The following is a 17,393-nucleotide window of genomic DNA, read 5'->3' as shown; positions in this document are numbered from 1 at the left end:
ATCGAGGTGACACAACAAAGAGTACGGACATTTTAAACTCGCCCTTCTGAGTGGGCAATTATCTATGCGGACTGGTATAAACGATTTTCGATCTGCTCCGAGTTGTTAAACGCAATGACGGCATTACAATAGCGCCACGCTTAAATAAGGAAAATTATTATGATTATCAAGCCTAAAGTGAGAGGCTTCATATGTACAAACGCGCATCCAGCGGGCTGTACAGCATCAGTTAAAGAACAGATCGCATATGTACAAGGTCAGGGCGACCTAGGTGATGGACCTAAAAACGTACTCGTTATTGGCAGCTCAACAGGCTATGGCCTTGCATCTCGAATTACTTCAGCCTTTGGATATGGCGCTAAAACCTTGGGTGTATGCTTTGAAAAAGCCCCAACGGAGAGAAAAACAGGTACCGCTGGTTGGTATAACACCGCTGCTTTTCATAAAGAAGCTAACGCCAAAGGTTTATACGCAGACACTGTAAACGGCGATGCATTTTCTGATGAGATAAAAGCAGAAACTATCGAAAAGATTAAGCAAAACATTGGAAAAGTAGACCTTGTTATCTACAGTCTCGCTTCACCGCGTAGAACAGACCCAGAGACGGGCGTAACCTATAAGTCTACTCTAAAGCCTGTGGGCCAAGCCTATACAACCAAGACTTACGATACTGATAAAGACAAAGTACACGATGTATCACTAGAGCCTGCGAATGATGAAGAAATTCTCAATACCATCAAAGTAATGGGTGGAGAAGATTGGGAACGCTGGATGGACTTTCTTCGCGATGCCGATGTGTTGGCAGAAGGGTGTAAAACAACTGCCTACACCTATATTGGTAAAGAATTAACTTGGCCTATTTATGGGCAAGCGACAATCGGTAAAGCGAAAGAAGACTTAGACCGTGCGGCAGCAGCCATTATTGGTAAAAATAGCGACCTCTTTGTTGAAGCTAACGTCAGCTCGCTTAAAGCACTCGTTACCCAAGCAAGTTCAGCAATCCCAGTAATGCCCCTTTATATCTCACTCATTTACAAAGTGATGAAAGAAGAGGGAACCCACGAGGGCTGTATTGAGCAAATACACGGATTATTCACTCAGTGCCTCTTTGGCGATAACCCCACTCTTGATGAAGCTAATCGCTATCGTATGGATGCAAAAGAAACCAACGACGCAACGCAGGCAAAAATTAAGGTGTTGTGGGATCAAGTCACACAAGAAAACTTCCATGAATTAAGTGATTACGCTGGCTATCATCACGAATTTCTTAAGCTGTTCGGGTTTGATATTGAGTCGGTAGATTACGAGCAGGATATGGATCCTCAGGTAAGTTGGTAAGCGCTGAATAGCGACTCTAAAACATGTTGAAAGCCGCCTCTAAAGGCGGCTTTTTTAAAACCTATTTAATGCGTTAAATGTAAAAATTAGCCGATATAGACCATAGGTTTACATTAAATTGTCGAAAATTTTGTCTTTATCTGTGATTTGCGTGGCACAAAGGCATTGGTTAATGCTAAAATCCCGATATTAAGTGAGAAGCTTTTGACAGTGTTTCGCTTATACAACAGTAACGAATTTGATATCAGAGTTATCGCAACAAATAGTTCAATTACTGCTGTCCAATAAAAACAGGGCGAGAAGCCCGCGTTAGGAATAAGCCGTTGCGGCAAAGTAGCAAGCAAACCGCGACTTTATCGGTAAGTTCCGCCAATCAAAACAAAAAAGGTGTTTAGCACCTGTTACTAGTACGCTTTTGCATGCTGACAGGCAGGATAACTGCGGTTATGCAAAAGGGTATTTATATTAGAGTAGTGCAATTACATATGATAAAAATCAAGAAAGGTCTCGACCTCCCAATTGAGGGAGCGCCAAAGCAGGAGATTGCTGATGCATCTGCTGCAACGCGCGTTGCCATTCTGGGAGAAGAATATGTGGGTATGCGCCCTACCATGCACGTCCAAGCTGGCGATGTAGTGAAGAAAGGTCAGGTTCTTTTTGAAGACAAAAAGAACCCTGGCGTTAAATTCACTGCACCAGTTGCGGGTGAGGTGGTAGAGGTTAATCGTGGTGCAAAACGAGTGCTTCAGTCTGTAGTTATCAAAGCAAACGGCAGCGATGCTGTTAAATTTGATACGCTATCTGCTGGACAAATCTCAAGTGCTTCACGAGAGCAGCTTCAATCAATCCTAGTGGAATCTGGCATGTGGACAGCGATTCGTACGCGTCCATTTAGCAAATCGCCTGCGTTAGATTCTGTACCAAACTCAATTTTCGTTACAGCAATGGATACTAATCCACTTGCAGCCGATCCGGCTGTGATTATTGCTGAGCGCCAAGAAGACTTTGCAAATGGTCTGAAAGCGTTAACGCAATTGAGCGGTGGAAAGACTTACGTCTGTAAGGCGCCAGGTACATCGGTAGCAACCGGTGATGCCGCGGTAGACGTAGAAGAGTTCGGTGGTCCACACCCAGCTGGTCTTCCAGGTACGCACATCCATTATTTGGATTCTGCTGGCATGAACAAAACCGTTTGGCATGTTAATTACCAAGACGTGATCGCCATTGGCGCATTACTGACAACAGGTGAATTAGACAGCAGACGTGTAGTTTCATTAGCCGGTCCTGCAGCTAAAAATCCACGCCTTGTTCGCACAACGGTGGGAGCTGATTTAGCAGAATTAACAAAAAATGAACTTGTAGACGGTGACGTACGCGTTGTGTCTGGCTCTGTACTTAACGGTACAACAGCACAGGGTGTTCACGGCTTCTTAGGTCGTTTCCACACACAAGTATCAGCATTAAAAGAAGGTCACGAGAAAAAGTTCTTTGGTTGGATTACTCCAGGCTCGGACAAACACTCAGTGACACGTGCTTACCTAGGCCATTTAGGTGGTAGCAAGAAATTTGATATGACAACAACTACCAATGGTTCAGAACGTTCTATGGTTCCAATTGGTAATTATGAACGCGTTATGCCCCTAGATATCATTCCTACGCTTCTGCTTAGAGATCTGATTTCTGGTGATACTGACGGTGCTCAGACATTGGGTTGCTTAGAGTTGGACGAAGAAGATTTGGCGTTGTGTACGTATGTATGCCCTGGCAAATATAACTATGCTCCTATTTTACGCGACTGTTTGGCCACGATAGAGAAAGAGGGTTAAGTCATGGGTTTAAAAGCGTATTTAGAAAAAATCGAACCGAACTTCGAGCCAGGTGGTAAGCATGAAAAGTGGTATGCGCTTTACGAAGCTGCGGCGACCATCTTTTACACGCCAGGCAAAGTAAACAAAGCAAACACTCACGTGCGCGATAGCATCGATCTTAAGCGCATTATGATTTTTGTATGGATGGCAACATTCCCAGCAATGTTCTTCGGCATGTACAACATTGGTTTCCAAGCGCAAGACGCGATTGCTGCCGGTGCGGGTACGTTGCCAGACACGTGGCAAGCGGGTTTGTTCTCTGCTCTAGGCGGAGACTTATCAAATGCCGGCGTACTAGGCATGTTCTTCTACGGAGCGTGTTTCTGGTTACCTATTTATGCCACTACCTTCATTGTAGGTGGTTTCTGGGAAGTCCTTTTCGCTTCAGTGCGTAAGCATGAAGTTAACGAAGGTTTCTTCGTAACCTCAGTACTTTTCGCTCTAACGTTACCTGCAACAATTCCTTTGTGGCAAGTTGCTTTAGGCATCACTTTCGGTGTTGTTATCGCGAAAGAAGTATTTGGCGGAACAGGCCGTAACTTCTTAAACCCAGCATTGTCTGGTCGTGCGTTCTTATATTTTGCTTATCCTGCACAAATTTCAGGTGACCAAGTATGGGTAGCGGCAGACGGTTACTCGGGTGCAACGTCACTAAGCCAAGCGGCTTCTGGTGAACTTGACTACGCAAACATGGATCACTGGATGAACAGCTTCTTGGGTACTATCTCAGGTTCTGCTGGTGAAGTATCGACCCTTGCGATTATTCTTGGTGGTTTATTCATCATGTATATGCGTATTGCAAGCTGGCGCATCGTTGCCGGTGTTGGTCTTGGCGTAGCGTTCTTTGCAACATTGCTCAATGTAATCGGTAGTGATACTAACGCGATGTTTGCAATGCCTGCATACTGGCACTTTGTAGTCGGTGGACTTGCCTTTGGTATGTTCTTTATGGCAACAGACCCAGTATCGGCTGCATTCACAAACCAAGGTAAATGGGCTTACGGTTTCTTCATCGGATTCATGACGGTATTAATACGCGTATTGAACCCAGCCTTCCCTGAAGGTGTGATGCTAGCGATTCTATTTGCTAACTTGTGGGCACCATTGTTCGACTATTTCGTCGCGCAGAGCAATATCAAGCGGAGGGTAGCACGTGTCGGCTAAGAAAGAATCTTTAGGCAAAACGGTAGGCATTGTTGTTGCCGTATGTTTAGTATGTTCAATTGTTGTATCTGGCGCGGCTGTTGGCCTGCGCTCGCTACAGCAGACAAACGCTGCTCTTGATAAGAAGAGTAATATCCTTAACGCTGCAGGCCTTTATGAAATGGGCATGAGCAACAGTGTTATCGAAAGCACCTATGACGAGCGTGTTGAACCGCGCTTCGTAAATCTGGATAGCGGTCAATTCGTTGAAGCGCCAACTGCAGATTACGATATGTATAAGGCTGCTAAACAAACTGAATACAGCACGCAAGTAACAAACAGTAATGTTGGTTTCCAACGCCGCCCTGACGTAGCAAGTGTTTACTTGGTGCGTGACGCACAAGGTGATGTTTCGCGCATCATTCTTCCAGTGCACGGCAGTGGACTATGGGATCTTATGTACGGTTTCTTAGCGCTAGATGCAGACGGACAAACTGTTCGTGAGCTTATCTACTATCAGCAAAAAGAAACGCCAGGACTAGGCGGTGAGGTTCAAAATCCAGCGTGGCAGGACAAATGGGATGGCAAAGAAATATACGAAAACGGCGATGTAGCCATTCGTGTAGTAAAGAATGCTAACCCAAGCAATCCTCACACAATTGATGCGCTTTCAGGTGCGACCCTAACAAGTAACGGTGTAGAAAACACAATTCGTTACTGGGTAGGCGAGCAAGGCTTCGGCCAGTTCCTGAAGAACCAAGCATGGCGTTCATAAGGGAAGTCTCATGGCAGATACTAAAGAAATGAAAAAGGCCCTCTTTGGGCCAATCTTGGACAACAACCCGATCGCCCTTCAGGTACTAGGGGTATGTTCAGCACTGGCAATTACCACAAAGCTGGAAACAGCGTTGGTAATGTCATTAGCACTAACAAGCGTTGTAGCATTCTCAAACTTGTTTATCTCACTTATTCGCAACCAGATACCTTCTAGTGTTCGAATTATTATTCAAATGACAATCATTGCCTCATTGGTAATTGTTGTTGACCAAATATTGAAAGCGTATTCGTATGAAATTTCGAAACAGCTGTCGGTGTTCGTCGGATTGATAATTACTAACTGTATCGTAATGGGTCGTGCAGAAGCCTATGCGATGAAGAGTCCACCTCTTATGAGCTTCCTTGACGGGATAGGTAACGGCCTAGGATACTCTTTTGTACTAGTCGTTATTGGTACCATCAAAGAGCTATTTGGCTTTGGTACTATTCTTGGTTTTGAGATCCTTCCACTTGTTCAGAACGGTGGTTGGTATCAGGGTAACGGGCTGTTAATACTGCCATTCAGTTCATTCTTCTTAATCGGCGGCTTAATATGGTTTATCCGTACTATCCGTCCAGAGCAAGTAGAGCCTAAGGAGTAAGTCGTGGAACATTATTTGTCGTTATTTGTTCGCTCAATATTTGTTGAGAACATGGCGTTATCACTTTTCTTAGGTATGTGTACCTTCTTGGCGGTATCTAAGAAAGTTAAAACTGCAATGGGCCTTGGTGTAGCAGTAATTGTTGTACTTGGTATATCAGTACCTGTTAACCAGATTATTTACGTTAATATCCTTGCTCCAGGTGCACTTGCATGGGCAGGCTTCCCAGAAGCAGACTTAAGTTTTCTTAACTTTCTTACCTTCATCGGCGTTATTGCTGCGTTGGTACAGATATTAGAAATGAGTTTGGATAAGTTCTTTCCAGCGCTATACAACGCACTTGGTATCTTCCTACCACTAATCACAGTTAACTGTGCAATTTTTGGTGGTGTAGCATTTGCAGTTCAACGTGAATATAACTTGACCGAAAGTGTCGTTTACGGCGTAGGAAGTGGTATCGGTTGGGCAATTGCCATTGTGCTATTGGCCGCTGTACGTGAAAAGCTGAAATACGCTGACATGCCTGACGGTATTCGTGGTCTTGGATCAGTATTCATGATTGCGGGTCTTATGGCGTTAGGCTTCCAGTCATTCACTGGTATTCAGCTTTAATCGAGCTCGGGAGCATTTAAATGAATAACGTAGAAATTTATCTAGGCGTCGGCATGTTCATTGCCATTGTATTGGCACTAGTATTCATCATCATGTTTGCCAAGTCTAAATTGGTACCAAGTGGTGACGTGACTATTACCATTAATGGCGATCCGGACAAAGCTATTAAAACTGAGCCGGGTGGCAAGTTGCTAGGTGCACTTGCAGATGCTGGTTACTTTGTATCTTCAGCGTGCGGCGGCGGTGGCTCTTGTGGTCAGTGTCGCGTAGATGTGCATTCAGGTGGTGGTGAGATTTTACCTACTGAGCTTGATCACATTACAAAAGGTGAAGCACGCGAAGGCTGTCGTTTGTCGTGTCAGGTTGCGATTAAACAAGACATGGAAATCGAACTTGAAGAGTCGGTGTTTGGTGTTAAGAAATGGGATTGCGAAGTTATCTCTAACGATAATAAAGCAACCTTCATCAAAGAGCTGAAACTTAAAATTCCTAACGGTGAAAGTGTACCTTTCCGTGCCGGTGGTTACATTCAAATTGAAGCACCTGCTCACCATGTTAAGTATAAAGAGTTTGAAATTCCTAATGAGTACCGTGGTGACTGGGAACGCTTTGGCTTCTTTGACATTGAGTCTAAAGTAGACGAAGAGACTATTCGTGCATACTCAATGGCGAACTACCCAGAGGAAGAAGGCATTATTATGTTGAACGTGCGTATTGCTACGCCGCCGCCTAATAACTTGAGCCTACCTGCTGGTAAAATGTCATCGTACATTTGGAGCCTTAAAGAGGGTGACAAAGCCACTATTTCTGGTCCATTCGGTGAGTTCTTCGCGAAAGACACTGAAAACGAGATGGTATTCGTAGGTGGTGGTGCAGGTATGGCCCCAATGCGTTCACACATTTTCGATCAGCTTCGTCGTTTGAAATCAAACCGTAAGATGAGTTTTTGGTACGGTGCCCGTTCACTTCGTGAAATGTTCTACACAGAAGATTTCGACGAGCTTGCTGCAGAGAACGAAAACTTTCAGTGGCACGTTGCGCTTTCTGATCCGCAGCCTGAAGATAACTGGGAAGGCGAAACTGGGTTTATTCACCAAGTATTGCTAGAAAGATATCTGAAGGATCACCCTGCACCGGAAGACTGTGAGTTCTACATGTGTGGGCCACCTATGATGAACGCTGCCGTTATCAACATGCTTAAAGATTTAGGTGTTGAAGACGAGAACATCATGCTAGATGACTTCGGTGGTTAATCTACGCAAATAACTTTATAAAAGGGGCGTAAGCCCCTTTTTTGTTTGTGTGAAGGATAGAGTAAGGAACCTATTGTGATTCGATTTTTTGTTCGAATTCTATTGGCTGTAATAGCCATAGCCATGGTAATGCTTGCAAGCTGCAGTGACAAAAGTCGTCCTGTTGTGCATCTGCAGGGACAAACTATGGGCACAACGTATAACGTTAAGTACTTGGCTGATAAAGGCAAGGCGGTAGAAGGTCTTCAGGCTGAGATTGATGCGCGTTTGGTTAACGTTAACAAAATGATGTCAACTTACGACCCCACGTCTGAGTTGTCGCGCTTTAATCAGTATCGTTATACCGATAATTTTGCTGTGTCTGATGATACTTTGCTTGTGGTTAATGAGGCATTGCGGCTGGCCAAATTAAGTGGCGGTGTATTAGACGTTACCGTAGGCCCATTGGTAAACCTATGGGGGTTTGGCCCCACTAAGCGACCTGAAAAAGTACCATCTCGCGAAGATATCGACGATATTCGCGATTACGTAGGTTATCAAAAATTAGGTACTACTCAGACGGGACTGAAGAAACAGCATCCTATGCTCTATGTCGACCTATCGACCATAGCTAAAGGCTTTGGTGTTGATGAAGTGGCTGAAATATTAGAGCAGTACAACATCGAAAACTACCTCGTTGAGATTGGTGGTGAGATGCGTGTTAAGGGATTACGTGGCGATGGTAGCGAGTGGTTAATTGCCATTGAAAAGCCAGTGACGACAGAACGCGCAATTCAAAAAGTGGTGTCAATTGGAACAAATGCAGTGGCAACATCGGGTGACTATCGCAATTATTACGAAGAAGATGGTATGCGCTATTCTCATCTTATTGACCCAACTACAGGATACCCAATATCCCACAGCTTGGTGTCGGTAACGGTTATCCATCCGTCATCAATGACCGCAGATGGCCTTGCCACTGCATTTAACGTGATGGGGTGGGAACAGGCTATTGAAGTGGCAGAGCAGGAAAATCTTGCGGTATTCCTCATTCGTCGCACAGATGATAGTTTCGAGGAGTATGCGTCGCCAGAATTTGATAAACTGGTTACAGTACATAATTAAGGGGATAACCAAGGGGTAGGTATGTCTACATTTATTCTCGCATTCGGTTTCTTTTTGACCATGGTTGCAGCCATGGCTATTGGTTACTTGGTGCAGCGAAAAACTATTTTGGGAAGTTGTGGCGGATTAGGCGCAATCGGTATAGAAAAAGCGTGTGACTGCCCAGAGCCTTGCGATCGTAAAAAGTCGCGTATGGAAAAAGAAGAAGCACGTCAGAAAAAACTGAATGAATGGAAGCAAAACCAAATTTTGTAAGTTGAAACGCGACCGTACAACTTTTCCAAAATGAATAAAGCCGCTAGCTACCCACTAGCGGCTTTTTTGTATCGGTTTTATTTCATGTTACTTTTAAGTTCATATACTATCTCTTAATAAATATTACCTTATGAATATGTCGATACTAAAGAAGAGTATTTATGAAGTTAGGTGAAGAAGGGTTTACTCTTATCGAGTTGATTGTTGTAATCGTTGTTTTAGGGATCCTCGCGGTGACCGCAGTGCCTCGATTAGTAGACCTAGGACGTGATGGTCGAATTGCCACCCTAGAAGCTGCAGAGGGATCAATGAAAACGGCGTCGGATCTTGTCAACTATAAGGCTAGGCTCGAAAATAAAACCGATTGCAACTTAGATCCCACTGTAGAACTTGCCGGACAAACTATTACCCTACGCTGTGGCTTCCCTTGCCCTCATCCGAGCGGTATTGAAAGGGCGATGGATGTAAGCGAAGGATTAACTTGGGGCGGAGGAAATTGTTCAGGTAGGTTGGGAAATATCAACCTTATATTAGATGATGCTCCGGACCCTTCAAATTGCAAGGTGAGATATGCAGCTGCTCGTTCAGCTGATTCAAAACCTATCATTAGTCTAACAACAAGCGGCTGTTAGAAACTTTATCATTTAATCTTCAAAGAGCACGTCTTACTGGAATAAGTCTTCGCTAGTCGCTACTATACTGTCTATATGTACAGTTTGGTATTAGCATACACTTATAAGCATCCTAGTACCGCAATGCGAGTTTAAATGCGAAAAATCATCCACGTTGATATGGATTGTTTTTATGCCGCTGTGGAAATGCGGGATAATCCTGCGCTTAAGAATATTCCCATCGCGATAGGGGGAAGCTCCGATCGCAGAGGCGTGATTTCAACGTGTAACTACCCGGCAAGAAAATATGGCGTACGTAGCGCGATGGCTACCGCTTATGCCATGAAGCTGTGCCCAAATCTTACGTTAGTAAAAGGCCGCATGGACGCTTACGCCAGCGAGTCTCAAAAAATTCGTAACATATTTTCTGACTACACAGACTTAGTAGAGCCATTATCATTAGATGAAGCATATCTTGATGTGACTAACAGTCAGTTTTGCGGCGGTAGCGCCACATTAATAGCGGAGGAAATCCGCGCAAGAATTGAAAGCGAATTGGGTTTAACCGCATCAGCTGGTGTTGCCCCATGTAAGTTCGTCGCAAAGGTAGCGAGTGATGAAAACAAACCCGATGGCATTTGTGTGATTACGCCGGATAATCTTGATGAGTTTGTTCGTAACATGCCGCTAAAAAAGATACCTGGTGTGGGAAAAGTGACAATGCAAAAGTTGTCTCGCATGGGGCTAAATACCTGTAACGATGTGCGCCAGTATCCTTTTGAGCGAATACAAAAAGAGCTTGGAAAGTTTGGCAGTGTATTGTGGGAAAGGGCTCATGGTATTGATGAGCGCGAATTGTCGGTGTCTCGCGAGCGAAAATCAATTGGTGTAGAGCGCACTCTTAGTGACGACATTCAGACGATTGAACAGTGCAAGGCATTCCTTCCCCATTTACTCGAAAAGCTCCACGAGCGCATGGAAAATCACAAGAAAAGAACCGGAAAGCCTGTGCGTTTAAGAACACAGGGCGTTAAGCTCAAGTTTAATGATTTTCAGCTTACTACCGTTGAGCATCGACATGCCATGCTTGAAGAGCATTATTTTGCAACGCTGATGGAAGAGGCGTTCGAGCGGGCCAACGGACGGGGAATTCGTCTGGTGGGGATACACATAGGTTTAGCTGCCCATCAATCAACACAGCAATTGATCCTACCCTTTGACGATTAACGCCGAGCCAGCCAAGCTAAGCAAAGAGAGCCAAGCAAATAGCGCTAAGCCATCTAACAAACGCAATCACATGATAAAGCTAGCTAAGAATAAGGACTCACAATGGAAACAGAACAGCTAATTACTCCAGGCCGCTACAAGCATTACAAAGGCAATATGTACGATGTGTATGAGATTGCCACACACTCAGAAGATGAATCGAAACTGGTGGTATACAGGCCCTGTTACGGCGAACGTGCGCTGTGGGTTCGCCCTCTCGATATGTTTACAGAAACAGTAGAGCGTGACGGAAAAGAAGTCTTGCGCTTTGCTTATATGGGCGATATTCCTGACGGTGAAAAAATGATCTAATACGTCGATTTAGCCATAGTGAATGCATAGTAAATTTTATGCTTAATATCAGCCATTAGTTAATGCTAGTTAAGGTTAATAGTCTGCAAAATCGTTAGCATCTAATTAGCAATGCCAATCAAGCTGCTACATTTTAGTATTCGATAAAATGACTGTTAAATTGTTAGCGTTAAAGTAATTGCTTTAAACGCCAGAGTATTTGAATTTCAGCATTGCAAGTACAGGCTACCCACCCAAGGAAATAAGAATGAAAACAATAAAGAAATCATCCACACATTCACTGTCGGTAATAGCGGCGGCGATAGTTGCGCTATCGACAGTAGCGTTACCAACCTCTGTATCATTTGCACAAGATAGGTTTGCAAACGTGGAAGTAAAAGCGACACCCATTAAAGGTGCCGTGCATATGCTAACGGGAATGGGCGGTAATATCGGTGTTTCTGCAGGTGAAGATGGCGTACTTATTATTGATGATCAGTTTGCTCCGCTTGCGGAAAAAATTGCCGCACAACTTGGCGAGCTTGGCAGCGACAAACCTAAGTATGTGATAAACACCCATTATCACGGTGACCATACAGGCTCGAATGCCTTTTTCCACAGCCACAAAGGCGCCACCATATTTGCTCACGAAAACGTGCGGGTACGTTTAGCCGGAGACGAGAACGTCGAGCCTGACGCTTTGCCAACGATAACCTACGAAGACGGTATCAAAATATATTTTAACAACGAGACAGTACACGTGATGCACCTTCCTGTGGGCCATACTGATGGTGACAGTGTTGTATGGTTCGAACAGCCTAACGTTATGCATACAGGCGACTTATTTTTCAATGGCATGTTTCCCTATATAGACCAAGGTGCAGGCGGCAATGTAGTAGGGTATATGGAGTCTGTGCAGCATTTACTGACAAAAATAGACGATAGCACCATGATTATTCCCGGTCACGGTGGTGTAGGCACTAAGGCGGAATATACGACGTTCCTTAACATGATCAGTGAGACATTTGATTATGTAAAAGCTCTTAAGCAAGAGGGTAAGAGCCTTGATGAGGTAAAAGCTATGGGGCTTGAAGATAAGTGGGCTAAATGGAGTTGGAACTTCATTAACGAAGAAAAATGGATCAGCACGCTTTATAACGATGCCTAGCATTAATATTAGTCCGCATAGGTAATTACCACTCAGCGAGGCTTAAAGTATTCGTAATCGCGGCGTGTTACCGCAGGTGCAGTGGCTCTGCGTCAAGGTGACACATCAAAGAGTACGGAGATTTTAAACTCGCCCTTCGGGAAGGTCTGGCAGGGGAGCCCTAAAAAAAGCAGCTCCTTGAAACAAGTCGCTTCTTACAAATAAAGCATTTCGTCGCGAGTGGGAGCAAGCACTCTTAGCACTTTGTTTTGCAGCGGGTGGGGCACGTCTGCCTTGTTCATTGCATTAATCAGTAAGTCGACGGTACGGTTGAAGTCGGCTTCAGTAATATTCATACCACCGTGCACTTGCTCCATGGTATCGCCTGAATACTCGCAGGGGCCGCCGGTGCGATGGCATATTTGTTCACTTAATTTATCGATAAAGCGATTAATATCTGCGCCATCGAAATAGGCGAGAATAACGGGGTCGCGCTCAATCTCAACAACAAAGTTTTCCACTATCTCTTCTACTTTTTTACTGCCGCCCAGCTCTGCGTATACGCTTGATGATGGGTTTTGGTCACCAACGGTGGTAGAGCAGCCACTTAAGCCGACAATTGCTACAAAACTGATGAGGGGGAGAATACGCGTTATCAACATGATGTCACCATAACTGGCCATTTATTGAGAGATACAGGCCGTTTTGATCTTGTGCGCCTGCAATACTGCCAAGTTCAGCCCAAGCAAGGGTAAGTGCAACGTGTTTGTTAGGGATGTAGCTAACAAAGTAGTCCACCCAATCATCTTCACCTAAACCTAAGTTATCAGGTTTCTGACGATATTCTGCGCCAATGGCAACGCTGCGCGAAAGCAATATGCCTGCTGAGGCTTCAAGCATAACTTCATAATCGTTGTTTTCAGCACCGCCAAACCCCAGCAAACCAAGCTGGTTGGCTTTAGTAGCTCGCGCCGTCACATTCCACACCGCATTGAAACCTGCTACAGCACCTAGATGAATCTTAGTAGCAGCAATGTAATAGTCGGTACCGTTTGATGATGAGTCAGCGCCAAGTAGCTCTGCAATTGCACCATCTTCAAGTCGTTTGTGTTGAAGACCAATGCTAACTTGAGGCAAGCGAGAGTAAACCGCATCTCCGTAAAGGCGGTATTTCACCCCAAATATATTTTGCCTTATGTCGCCGCCAAGCTGTTTAAGGTCAAAGCGCTGGTGGGCTGCACTAATTTCGATACGGTCGTAAAAAGAAGCAGACACACCCATAACATTCAGACGATAGTCGTCAAGGTCAACCTGTGTCATCACAGCATTAACAGAGACTTGGTCTTGGGTATCGTAGCCAGCCAACGTTGCCCACGGAACTATGCCGCCACCACCAGAGCCTTCAACTTGGATAAGCCCTGCAGTGCCAAGTAATTTACCGTCGCCAGCGAGAGCTTCATTGTTATAAACAATCAGTAAAAGGGCGCATAACATCGCAGTACAGTGTTTCATCATGATAACCAGTCAGTGTGTTCGTTTTCTTTGTACCATTGCATAAACTGCTCTACCGGTACTGGGCGAGAAATGAGGTAACCTTGGGCATAATTACACCCCCATTGATTAAGCAACGACAGACTAGGTAGGGTTTCAACGCCCTCAGCAATCACTTTTAAGTCAAAGTTATGCGCTAAGTCGATAATGGTTTTTACTATCTGTTGGTCACTTTGGTTTTTATCTAAATTCAGTACAAAGCTTTTATCTATTTTAAGTTCATTAACCGGTAAGCTTTTTAAATACGATAGTGATGAATAACCGGTACCAAAATCATCGATTGCCAGAGTAAATCCCGCCTCTCGATACAAACCAAGTTCACTGTATACACCCTGGGCATCACTGACTAAATCATTTTCGGTTATTTCGAAAGAAAGTTGAGTGGGGGATAGCCCGGCTTCTGCAATACGGGATTTTATTTGTGGTAGTAGTGACTTATTCAATATGTCTTTGGCAGATAGATTAATGGCAACGCACACCTCTACATCGTTATCCACCAATGTTTTAGTATCGTTAATGGCGCGTTTAATTACCCAATCGGTAACCGCTCCTATCAGCCCTGCCTGTTCGGCAACTAATATAAATTCATCAGGGCCCACGAAGCCGAGAGTTTTGCTGGTCCAGCGCATAAGCGTTTCCGCATGACTTATCGAGCTACTGTCTAAACACAACTTGGGCTGATACACCAAGGAAAGTTCAGGGCTATCTCGGTGCAGAGCCTGCTTTAATTCGGTAATAATGCTAATACGTCGAGTGTATTCAGCGTCGAAATCTGGGCTGTAGCGAATGCGGTGCTCTGGTAAATGGCGTGCATGGTCTAATGTAATCGCGAGGCGTTTTAACAGAGTGGATGGGTCATCGGCGTCTTCAGGGCAGTGTAATTCACCAAAGGACAGCTTCAATGTAATCACAACGCCTTCTGCGTAAATAGGTGCCTCAAGCTCAGTCTGAATAGCGGCTAAGTCGTTACTGCTAAGCCTAGATTCAGGCATCCATAAAAACTCACCACCGTTTAGTCTTGCTGCCATACCGCCAAGCTCATCTAAGCGCCCCGCTAGCGTATGTAAGCACAAGTCGCCGTTGCTGTAACCAAACACATCATTCACATTTCTAAAGCTAAGAATGTTTATCCCAATGACGTCAAAAGACTCTTTGTTAAACAACTTTTTATTGATGACATCGGCAATGTGATAGCGGTTAACGAGGCCAGTGAGCAGGTCGTGGCTAGCTTGAAATTGAATTTGTTCCTCACGCATTTGAATATTGCTTTGCATTGACTGAAAAGAGTCGGAAAGCGCCGCGATTTCTGTGGTGTGGGAAGTAACAAACGTTTTGTGGTTATACACACCCGCCGCTATCTCTTGCGATATTGTAGATAAACGGCGAAGGGGCCGTGATATCCGTTTTGCGAACAATGCAGCAATAATAAGCGAGATCGCAAGAAGCAGGGCGGCAATGATGCTAATTTGCTTTTGCAGTTTGGCAAATTCGGTTAATAGCGTTTGAGCGCTCTCTGAAAGCTCTAGCGTTATTTTTGTATCACTATCGCTAAACAACGTTATGTATTGGGTAATTAGCTGTGCTTGGTTTGAGGGGATAAAAGATAACCAAGACAACTCGTCTACGCCGTTTACACGTTTATAATTTTCTTGAGCGTCACTCAGCGTACTTTGCTTAAAAATGATGCTGCCTTTTTCTTCTGCCACAATAGCGACATCAGACAGCGTAATTGATTTCAAACGAGCTAAAACGGGTTCATCAATTTTAAAGCCAATAGCAGCGATAGCGATGGGGTTTGGCGCTTCGACAAGTAAAAGTAACACTTGATAAAGCTCATTATTCACTACAATAAATGCATTTTCTCCACCTTGTCGCAGCGCATTTTGCACTAGCTGAGGGTGGGGGAATTGCTGTCCCGATTGTAATCCTTTAGAGGTGCTGCTGGTAATACTGCCTGACAACGATAGCAATGCCACCAGGTCTGCGCCAACTCGGTTACCGTGGTTTTCTAAAGTGCTTGTTATGGTGGCGTTATCTTGTGAAGCTACTGCGCTTTTGAAACCAAAATCATCAGTAAGTACTCTCGCATTAGTAAATAGCTGTTCTTCACGGTTACTAAAAACCTCAGCTACCACGTAGCGTGCAACTTCAAGACTCTCTGCTAATTCACGCTTGGCATGTTCAGTGGTCGACGACCACACGCTCAACAGTATTGCTAATGTTGACAGTAAGACTAGCCCTGCAGACAGTCTAAATACATGTTGATTGAGAGAATATGACTTCAATGGTTGTCTCAACCGCCAAATCGGCTAGCACCGAAAGTACGCTTTTTAGGTGGCGGAGCGCGGCGGACTAATTTAACGCCCGCTATGGAGGTACCGTCGCTATCTTTTAGCATTACTTTCACTTTAAGGCTGCCATCTATCGATAAGTCTTCGTGCCACACTATCACAGTGTCTGGCACTGACTGGTCGAAGCTCGCTATGCCGTTGCTATCAGACACGCTGGTTATTTCTCCGTCGGACACGTAGATATGCCCCACCATATCGTCATGTATGTTACAGCCAAGAGTACCAATACCTGCCTTATCAAACAGAACAGGATCGACATTTGAGCCTTTATACAGCTTTATTTCGAACGGTTTAGTGGGGGAGAAACTATAAACGTGATGACGTATATCATCGCTGTTGGGAAATTTGACCCTTTGGCCTTTTTGAATGGCGATAACGCGAGGCAAAAACTGCTTATCTACTTGGTCCATAATGGCCACCTGCTCACCATCGCTTTGAATACTGCCCGTAGCAGCGTGCTTTGCAGTTTCCTGATGAGTGGTGGCAGTGACGCTGGTGGACGTATTTAGCGCGTTGGAAATAGGGAGAAATGCGACCACAGCATTGCTGACAGGCTTATTGTCTTGGTCGACAACGGTCACCTTGCGGGTAGCTGCAGTGCAGGACAGTGAAAAGCTCAACGTAAAAAGTAACGCATAATTTAACAACGTTCGAAATTCAACAACTTGCTTAACCATGGCTTATTCCTTCCGTTGTTTTTGTTTTACTAAACATAGCAGTATTTGTACTTCTACGTACATTAAAAACTAAACAATATTACGACGTTGATTGAACGCTAGTTATTAATTTAAATCAAATAAAACAGACGAAACACGTAGCAGCACGTTCTTTATGTAAAATCGGTGCTACTTTGTAAATGTCTGTATGTAAAGCTGCTCTACCTTGTCTCTCGCCCACTGAGTTTTGCGTAAAAATTTAAGCGACGATTTAATCGAGGGATCGTTATTAAAGCAGTTAATTCTAATGCGATAGTACAATCCTTCCCATCCGTAACGTTCGTGCAGTTGAGTGACGACTTTCTCGAGCGTGAGTCCGTGAAGGGGGTTTTTTGGTTGTTCGGTCATGTGGTAGCCAAGCGTGTTTTTTTAATATAGTAACATAACTCAATTAGCCATCGTAGAAGGCGTCACGATCATATCAATGGTTCGTCAGCACGTGTCTGAATGTACTAAACGATTAGTTTGG

The 17,393-nt window shown here is 44.5% G+C and carries 18 protein-coding genes; 13 read left to right on the top strand and 5 right to left on the bottom strand.

Annotated elements, in window-relative coordinates:
- Positions 1-159: 159 nt before the first annotated feature.
- The 13 genes from fabV (at position 160) to AC27HD_RS16900 (ending at position 12,327) form a co-directional block, all read left to right on the top strand.
- Positions 160-1,338, top strand: coding sequence for an enoyl-ACP reductase FabV (gene fabV, locus AC27HD_RS16960; RefSeq protein ID WP_163107323.1), 1,179 nt, complete (start codon positions 160-162; stop codon positions 1,336-1,338).
- A 485-nt stretch (positions 1,339-1,823) separates the two neighbouring features.
- Positions 1,824-3,164 (top strand): Na(+)-translocating NADH-quinone reductase subunit A, encoded by a 1,341-nt coding sequence (locus AC27HD_RS16955; RefSeq protein WP_487107305.1) that lies wholly within the window; start codon positions 1,824-1,826, stop codon positions 3,162-3,164.
- Between the two features lie 3 nt (positions 3,165-3,167).
- Positions 3,168-4,370, top strand: coding sequence for an NADH:ubiquinone reductase (Na(+)-transporting) subunit B (locus AC27HD_RS16950; protein WP_032095522.1), 1,203 nt, complete (start codon positions 3,168-3,170; stop codon positions 4,368-4,370).
- Positions 4,360-5,124: a Na(+)-translocating NADH-quinone reductase subunit C gene (locus AC27HD_RS16945; protein ID WP_032095523.1), complete on the top strand. Its 765-nt coding sequence runs from the start codon at positions 4,360-4,362 to the stop codon at positions 5,122-5,124. Before AC27HD_RS16950 ends, AC27HD_RS16945 begins: the two co-directional genes overlap by 11 nt.
- A gap of 10 nt (positions 5,125-5,134) precedes the next feature.
- Complete coding sequence (locus AC27HD_RS16940; protein WP_032095524.1) at positions 5,135-5,767, top strand: NADH:ubiquinone reductase (Na(+)-transporting) subunit D; 633 nt, start codon at positions 5,135-5,137, stop codon at positions 5,765-5,767.
- A 3-nt stretch (positions 5,768-5,770) separates the two neighbouring features.
- Positions 5,771-6,379 carry an NADH:ubiquinone reductase (Na(+)-transporting) subunit E gene (gene nqrE, locus AC27HD_RS16935; protein ID WP_032095525.1) on the top strand — a complete coding sequence of 203 codons (609 nt, stop codon included), beginning with the start codon at positions 5,771-5,773 and terminating at the stop codon, positions 6,377-6,379.
- A gap of 20 nt (positions 6,380-6,399) precedes the next feature.
- Positions 6,400-7,632, top strand: a complete 1,233-nt coding sequence (nqrF, locus tag AC27HD_RS16930) for an NADH:ubiquinone reductase (Na(+)-transporting) subunit F (protein WP_032095526.1) — start codon at positions 6,400-6,402, stop codon at positions 7,630-7,632.
- A gap of 75 nt (positions 7,633-7,707) precedes the next feature.
- Positions 7,708-8,736, top strand: a complete 1,029-nt coding sequence (locus AC27HD_RS16925) for an FAD:protein FMN transferase (protein ID WP_487107302.1) — start codon at positions 7,708-7,710, stop codon at positions 8,734-8,736.
- Between the two features lie 21 nt (positions 8,737-8,757).
- Entirely contained in the window at positions 8,758-8,991 is a 234-nt protein-coding gene (gene nqrM / locus AC27HD_RS16920; protein ID WP_487107300.1) for a (Na+)-NQR maturation NqrM, read from the top strand.
- A 161-nt stretch (positions 8,992-9,152) separates the two neighbouring features.
- Positions 9,153-9,623 carry a type II secretion system protein gene (locus AC27HD_RS16915; protein WP_487107298.1) on the top strand — a complete coding sequence of 157 codons (471 nt, stop codon included), beginning with the start codon at positions 9,153-9,155 and terminating at the stop codon, positions 9,621-9,623.
- 135 nt (positions 9,624-9,758) lie between these two features.
- Positions 9,759-10,829, top strand: a complete 1,071-nt coding sequence (gene dinB, locus AC27HD_RS16910) for a DNA polymerase IV (protein ID WP_487107296.1) — start codon at positions 9,759-9,761, stop codon at positions 10,827-10,829.
- Positions 10,830-10,931: 102 nt separating this feature from the next.
- The gene (locus AC27HD_RS16905; protein ID WP_487107294.1) at positions 10,932-11,180 is read left to right on the top strand and encodes a DUF1653 domain-containing protein; all 249 of its coding nucleotides are present in this window, start codon (positions 10,932-10,934) and stop codon (positions 11,178-11,180) included.
- A 247-nt stretch (positions 11,181-11,427) separates the two neighbouring features.
- The gene (locus tag AC27HD_RS16900) at positions 11,428-12,327 is read left to right on the top strand and encodes an MBL fold metallo-hydrolase (protein WP_487107292.1); all 900 of its coding nucleotides are present in this window, start codon (positions 11,428-11,430) and stop codon (positions 12,325-12,327) included.
- A 194-nt stretch (positions 12,328-12,521) separates the two neighbouring features.
- Here AC27HD_RS16900 and AC27HD_RS16895 read toward each other — a convergent pair whose 3' ends face one another.
- The 5 genes from AC27HD_RS16895 to AC27HD_RS16875 form a co-directional block, all read right to left on the bottom strand.
- Entirely contained in the window at positions 12,522-12,968 is a 447-nt protein-coding gene (locus AC27HD_RS16895) for a group I truncated hemoglobin (protein WP_200883135.1), read from the bottom strand.
- A gap of 4 nt (positions 12,969-12,972) precedes the next feature.
- Positions 12,973-13,800: a DUF3034 family protein gene (locus AC27HD_RS16890; protein WP_052010119.1), complete on the bottom strand. Its 828-nt coding sequence runs from the start codon at positions 13,798-13,800 to the stop codon at positions 12,973-12,975.
- Between the two features lie 17 nt (positions 13,801-13,817).
- A complete protein-coding gene (locus AC27HD_RS16885) occupies positions 13,818-16,142 on the bottom strand; it encodes an EAL domain-containing protein (protein ID WP_487107290.1) in 2,325 nt (774 codons plus the stop codon).
- A gap of 8 nt (positions 16,143-16,150) precedes the next feature.
- The gene (locus AC27HD_RS16880) at positions 16,151-16,885 is read right to left on the bottom strand and encodes a methylamine utilization protein (protein WP_487107288.1); all 735 of its coding nucleotides are present in this window, start codon (positions 16,883-16,885) and stop codon (positions 16,151-16,153) included.
- Positions 16,886-17,053: 168 nt separating this feature from the next.
- Positions 17,054-17,272, bottom strand: a complete 219-nt coding sequence (locus AC27HD_RS16875) for a VF530 family protein (protein ID WP_487107286.1) — start codon at positions 17,270-17,272, stop codon at positions 17,054-17,056.
- Between the last annotated feature and the right edge of the window lie 121 nt (positions 17,273-17,393).

It is taken from the genome of Alteromonas sp. 4NS20-0143, from assembly GCF_057542855.1.
Note: the sequence above shows the minus strand (reverse complement) of the source record. Positions and strands in the feature narration are given on the sequence as shown.

What these genes read in the sequence shown, in the direction of transcription:
- AC27HD_RS16950 (WP_032095522.1), top strand. Translation starts at nt 3,168, where the DNA reads ATGGGTTTAAAAGCGTATTTAGAAAAAATCGAACCGAACTTCGAGCCA.
- nqrM (WP_487107300.1), top strand. Translation starts at nt 8,758, where the DNA reads ATGTCTACATTTATTCTCGCATTCGGTTTCTTTTTGACCATGGTTGCA.
- AC27HD_RS16890 (WP_052010119.1), bottom strand. Translation starts at nt 13,800, where the DNA reads ATGTTATGCGCCCTTTTACTGATTGTTTATAACAATGAAGCTCTCGCT.
- AC27HD_RS16905 (WP_487107294.1), top strand. Translation starts at nt 10,932, where the DNA reads ATGGAAACAGAACAGCTAATTACTCCAGGCCGCTACAAGCATTACAAA.
- nqrF (WP_032095526.1), top strand. Translation starts at nt 6,400, where the DNA reads ATGAATAACGTAGAAATTTATCTAGGCGTCGGCATGTTCATTGCCATT.
- AC27HD_RS16940 (WP_032095524.1), top strand. Translation starts at nt 5,135, where the DNA reads ATGGCAGATACTAAAGAAATGAAAAAGGCCCTCTTTGGGCCAATCTTG.
- AC27HD_RS16880 (WP_487107288.1), bottom strand. Translation starts at nt 16,885, where the DNA reads ATGGTTAAGCAAGTTGTTGAATTTCGAACGTTGTTAAATTATGCGTTA.
- fabV (WP_163107323.1), top strand. Translation starts at nt 160, where the DNA reads ATGATTATCAAGCCTAAAGTGAGAGGCTTCATATGTACAAACGCGCAT.
- AC27HD_RS16895 (WP_200883135.1), bottom strand. Translation starts at nt 12,968, where the DNA reads ATGTTGATAACGCGTATTCTCCCCCTCATCAGTTTTGTAGCAATTGTC.
- AC27HD_RS16915 (WP_487107298.1), top strand. Translation starts at nt 9,153, where the DNA reads ATGAAGTTAGGTGAAGAAGGGTTTACTCTTATCGAGTTGATTGTTGTA.
- AC27HD_RS16955 (WP_487107305.1), top strand. Translation starts at nt 1,824, where the DNA reads ATGATAAAAATCAAGAAAGGTCTCGACCTCCCAATTGAGGGAGCGCCA.
- dinB (WP_487107296.1), top strand. Translation starts at nt 9,759, where the DNA reads ATGCGAAAAATCATCCACGTTGATATGGATTGTTTTTATGCCGCTGTG.
- AC27HD_RS16900 (WP_487107292.1), top strand. Translation starts at nt 11,428, where the DNA reads ATGAAAACAATAAAGAAATCATCCACACATTCACTGTCGGTAATAGCG.
- AC27HD_RS16875 (WP_487107286.1), bottom strand. Translation starts at nt 17,272, where the DNA reads ATGACCGAACAACCAAAAAACCCCCTTCACGGACTCACGCTCGAGAAA.